Here is a 3,716-nt window from a genome sequence, read left to right on the forward strand (position 1 = left end):
CTCCCTACTCAGAAGAGAAATTCTTCAAGAGGAATCCTCTTTCTGATTATACTCCTTCTAAAAAGGAGGGAAAACAGAAGCCTGAATACTCGCTGAAAGTATCTTCAGTAGCTACCTGCCGGTCTACTGCTTGATCCTTTCAGTCTGCCTTTTTTATAACTGTTGACATAGTAGAAGCCAAAGTCAATAAACACAAGATTCTGAAACAAGTTCAGAATGACGGGATGTTGTGTTCTTAAGAATTACAGGACGCTGTCACGGAATGTGATGTTTTCGGTAAGCCTGCGGTATGCTGAAACAAGTTCAGAATGACGGGATGTTGTGTTCTTAAGAATTACAGGACGCTGTCACGGAATGTGATGTTTTCGGTAAGCCTGCCGGGATACTGAATCAAGTTCAGATGAGGAATTCAGACGTTTTCGAAATGACCAGCGCTATCATTCCCGTCATGACTTCTCAGTCGTCCCTCTCATTGTCATCCCGAACTTGTTTCGGGATCTGGGCTTTGGAAACAATTACAACGAATGAATATAGTGGAAGGATGACAGTCATCTTCGGTGAGCAGCCTCTGCCCTTGGCAGAGCCAGTAACACTTCGTGCGGCCAGCTCCGCTACGCGGGCATAGAAACAGCTGATCGCAGAACGCTCTGAAGACGCTATATACGCTTTGGTCAGAAGACTCAACGGTTGCTGCCACCCGTTTGACTCATGAAGACCTTAAGCGAAGTCATCTGCTCCTGAACAAAGCAATTTAATTTGGAACGAAACTAGATACGAGGAAGAGAACGTTTTGAAGTTACCGGTTCTTATTCTTACTGGAATTATCGTAGTGGTATTTATTGTGTTTGGAGTCACATACGGCACAAATGATGGGCCCTTAGACGAGGTGGTGGTAAGGGAGTACCAGGGCGTCAAGCTGGACGACCTGAGCGCCTTCAGAGAGAACTCAATAAAGGGCATTCAATACGTGAATATCGAGGAATACGCCTTGAAGATAGGTGGTCTTGCAGAAACCCCTTATTTTATGAACTACACTGAACTGCAGGAACTCCAGCATGTCGAAAAGCTCGTAACACTGCACTGTGTGGAGGGATGGACGGCGAATATGCTCTGGGAAGGGATTCCGCTAAGGATTTGATCAAAAAGGCCGACCCGGACGGTAGAGTGACAAATGTGATATTCAAGTCAACCGATGGCTACACAACAAGTCTGACCCTCGACTACGTTTGGGAAAGAAATATCATACTGGCCGACAGATTGAGCGGGATCGAGCTGCCGCCGGCTCAGGGCTTTCCCTTCATTGTGGTCACCGAAGACAAATGGGGCTACAAGTGGGCGCGCTGGGTCGAGTAGATCGACCTGTCCGATGATGACAAGTATAGAGGTTACTGGGAAGAATTCGGATACAGCAAAGACGGAAGCCTGAACAAACCGATGTTCGACAGGCAGAACGAGAATTAACCCTGATATAGATCTGTTTCGTTTCAATCTGACCGGATCATCCGAAGACCCCGAATAGACGATGTTACTTGACCTGTGAGTCGAGTCTGTTCTCTTTGGAGCAAGAAGTGTCCTTCGAGACAGGATTCGCGGGGATAATTCACCAAGAGATGAAGCTAAATCAGATAAGAGACTTAAGTTCAGACGCTGGCTTTCAAGAAATTGCCGTTGGAGATGAAACTCACGCCGTCCAACAGGAATGACGTCATGAAACCCCTTAAAAAAACGTGTTCTTCTTTTCACTCACCTTCGGGAATCTTCCACATCGAGCAACCTCTCAACTAAAAAAGCTCTCACGTCGACCGCTTCAAAGAAAAAAGCGCAGCCGTCGTGACAGTCACTCCAGCGCGCTTCATCGCAAATCACCCATATACGAAATGAAAAAAAGTCAAAACAAATCAATTCGATTACTTATTCCTTAAGATTATTATACATAAACAATCGCCAAAATCAAAATAGGCAAATTCTATCGGAAAATTCAAGCTGAGCTTCCGTGAATTCGCCGGTTATGCGAGACTCAACCTTCGTCCCGCTTTATTCTTCCGCCGCCCCTTCTTCTCATTATTGTGGGCGGTTCTTCCGTTTCCGGCTTAGTCGGGGGCTCTACGGAGCTGACCGGTCTCTGCGCGACCCGTCTTACGTAAGTACCCTTGTCCTCTTCATTATCGAATTTAAGAACGCCTTCTGCCTCCTTCTTCTTGCGGAGCTCCCGTAGCGCTTTACCCTTGTTTATTTCGCTCTGTCTTCCGCGAAGCTCTTCAAGTTTAGACATCACCTTATAGATATAGTCATTTTCCGAGTATTTCAGCTCGATGTCTGTTAGATCCCATTCTTCCTCGAATTTCTTTTTGGCCTTTTCTACTTCCTCCATATACTCTTTCTGGAATTCTTCGAAGTGCTTGATTTCGTCGGCGATCGCTTCCAGCTCGATGTCTTCCTCTTCAATCTCAACGGCATCAAGTCTTTCTTCGGTTTCCTTCATTCTTTCCTGAAGATCGGCATATCTCCTTTGATCGAACTGGCTCAACTTGCTTAGCAACTGAGATACATCTCTTTCTGCCGTCCTTGCCCAACCGGGCCTCCGCAGCTTCTCGCTGTCGTTCTGAGGTATGAGTCTTTCCATATCGTTCTCGATTCTTTCCAGTTGATCGAACAAAGGCTTCTTCCTGTACTCAAACATCGTAAGCCTGTTTCTGGTGAACGATTTGTAATTAAGGTCCAGAGATCTGTTCCTCATAGCTGTGCTCATCCTCCTCCACTAAGGGATTCTCTATCTTGATTTTCAAAACGGTGGCAGAAATGACCTTCGCTCAAAATGAAAGATACTGATTTCTCATCGATAGAAAGATTTTATACATTTGACAAGTTGTTCCGTTCTTCTGGAGAGTCTTGTCGAGATGCTTCCTGAAGCTGTGTTCATGAAACTTTGCTCGAGACGGGTAAGTTCTTGAAGGCATGATTTTCTGCGCGGAAGGATCTTGAATAAAGCACTTCTGAAGAATTAGCTTTTGAATTGCAAGAAAAAGGGCCCATATAGGGCCCGATCTAGATCTTTGGGGGATGGGGTTATCTTGTCTTTCCGAAGCCTTTACCGCGTCCGGGACCTTTTTCGCCAGAGACGCCGTATCTGTATCCTGTTCCGTCCTGCGCGCTCTTGTTTTCCATAAGTCTTTCGCCGCCGTTCGGGCAGTTGTCGTTAATGCCGTCTTCGTTTGCGTCCACAAAGTTCTCACAGGTTGTAGGATCCTGAAGCCTCTGCATTGTTCTTGTGCCGAAGCCGCCTTCAACATCTTTTCCGGCCGGTCCTCTTCTGTTCATGTAGACCTTTTCACCGTCAACCGGGCAGTTATCGTTTACTCCGTCTCCGTCTTCGTCCACGAAGTTCTCACATGCCGCCACATCCTGAACTCTCTTCATCTGCCTTGCGCCGTAACCAACAGCCAAAGTCATTCCGCCAATCAAGAGAAGCGCTATCGTAATCAGTACTACTTTCTTCATCTGCTTTCACCTCCATCTGATTTTCGGTACATTCTCAGTCTAAAGTCCATTTCTTAGAGGCAGCTTAGCAAAACCTTAGAGTTTGCTTAGAAACCGTGGAAACCGGGGTTGGGGGTAGGAGGTTAGAGGTCGGAAAGAGCGAAGGATCAGTTGCAAGTTCTCAGTTGCAAGTTGCAGTGTGCCAAGAAGGCGAAGAAGGAAACTTCAAGCCATGCTTA

At 46.4% G+C, this 3,716-nt stretch carries 2 protein-coding genes and 1 pseudogene; 1 reads left to right on the plus strand and 2 read right to left on the minus strand.

The features are described from left to right. Positions 1-1,024: 1,024 nt before the first annotated feature. A pseudogene (locus V513_RS07920) lies at positions 1,025-1,353 on the plus strand (molybdopterin-dependent oxidoreductase). A gap of 664 nt (positions 1,354-2,017) precedes the next feature. On the opposite strand, the gene V513_RS07925 reads toward V513_RS07920, so the two are convergent. Together V513_RS07925 and V513_RS07930 are read right to left on the minus strand one after the other, a co-directional pair. Then, the gene (locus tag V513_RS07925; RefSeq protein ID WP_099772304.1) at positions 2,018-2,737 is read right to left on the minus strand and encodes a hypothetical protein; all 720 of its coding nucleotides are present in this window, start codon (positions 2,735-2,737) and stop codon (positions 2,018-2,020) included. A 329-nt stretch (positions 2,738-3,066) separates the two neighbouring features. Further along, positions 3,067-3,498, minus strand: coding sequence for a Thrombospondin type 3 repeat protein (locus V513_RS07930; RefSeq protein WP_099772305.1), 432 nt, complete (start codon positions 3,496-3,498; stop codon positions 3,067-3,069). Between the last annotated feature and the right edge of the window lie 218 nt (positions 3,499-3,716).

The sequence above is a fragment of the Mesotoga sp. H07.pep.5.3 genome (assembly GCF_002752615.1).
GTDB classification, from domain to species: domain Bacteria; phylum Thermotogota; class Thermotogae; order Petrotogales; family Kosmotogaceae; genus Mesotoga; species Mesotoga prima.

Excerpts from the sequence above, each read along its gene's own strand:
- V513_RS07930 (WP_099772305.1), bottom strand. The coding sequence starts at position 3,498 with ATGAAGAAAGTAGTACTGATTACGATAGCGCTTCTCTTGATTGGCGGA.
- V513_RS07925 (WP_099772304.1), bottom strand. The coding sequence starts at position 2,737 with ATGAGGAACAGATCTCTGGACCTTAATTACAAATCGTTCACCAGAAAC.